The 707-nt window shown below is 61.7% G+C and carries 1 protein-coding gene; it reads right to left on the minus strand.

The window, feature by feature from the left end; translation table 11 throughout:
* Positions 1-192: 192 nt before the first annotated feature.
* On the minus strand, positions 193-513 hold the full coding sequence (locus IF89_RS0135785) for a DUF6191 domain-containing protein (protein ID WP_030777517.1): 321 nt from the start codon (positions 511-513) through the stop codon (positions 193-195).
* Between the last annotated feature and the right edge of the window lie 194 nt (positions 514-707).

Raw genomic sequence — 707 nt, forward strand, 5'->3', positions numbered from 1 at the left:
AACATCGACCGCTCGGCATCAGAGAGCACCACCGGCGGGATCTTCGGTCCAGGACGACTCACACCAGACCAACGACGAATCTCCGACTCAGGACACTAGCAGGCCTCCACCTCCGCGCCGCCGTGATCTGGATCAAGGATTTCGCCCGAACCAGCCCTTGATCACGACTCTGTATTCCCGCGCCTGATCCGTCTACTGTCCGGAACGTGGAATCCGGACGACCGCTGTCCCTGCAGCCAGGTCGACCGTCGTCCTGTGCGGTGGAGCGCCGTCATCTTGGTTGTCCGGCATGACCAGTGCCGACTGCCGCTCCTTCAGCTCGTTCTGCTTGCCCGGAGAGAGACTGGCGTGCAGTTGTTCGAATCCAGTCGCCGATACCTGCCCTTGACGTGCACTGTTTCGCCAGGGCAGAACTCCGGCCCGCCCCGCGCGTAACAGCAGCTGGTCGAGGAAGGCCAGCAGGGTCAGCACGATGACCAGCCCGGGCAGGGTCATGAAAGCTATGAACTGCATGCCCCAAGTATCCCCATCGCAACACGGACAGCCCCTCACCCCGCAATAAGGCAAGGTGAAAATGATCACAACCGGATACGCGCCCTAGTGCCGTATCAGAGGGCGTTTCATCCCGTTGTTTCATCCCAGATTGCCGTGTTGAGGGTGGTTCACGCACCGCGCCAGGTCGGGGTGGATTCCGTTGTCAGGCGGCG

Origin of the sequence: Streptomyces sp. NRRL F-2664 (genome assembly GCF_000719345.1) — a bacterium.
Taxonomy (GTDB): domain Bacteria; phylum Actinomycetota; class Actinomycetes; order Streptomycetales; family Streptomycetaceae; genus Streptomyces.

Coding starts and splice junctions, on each gene's coding strand:
- IF89_RS0135785 (WP_030777517.1), bottom strand. CDS start 513: ATGCAGTTCATAGCTTTCATGACCCTGCCCGGGCTGGTCATCGTGCTG.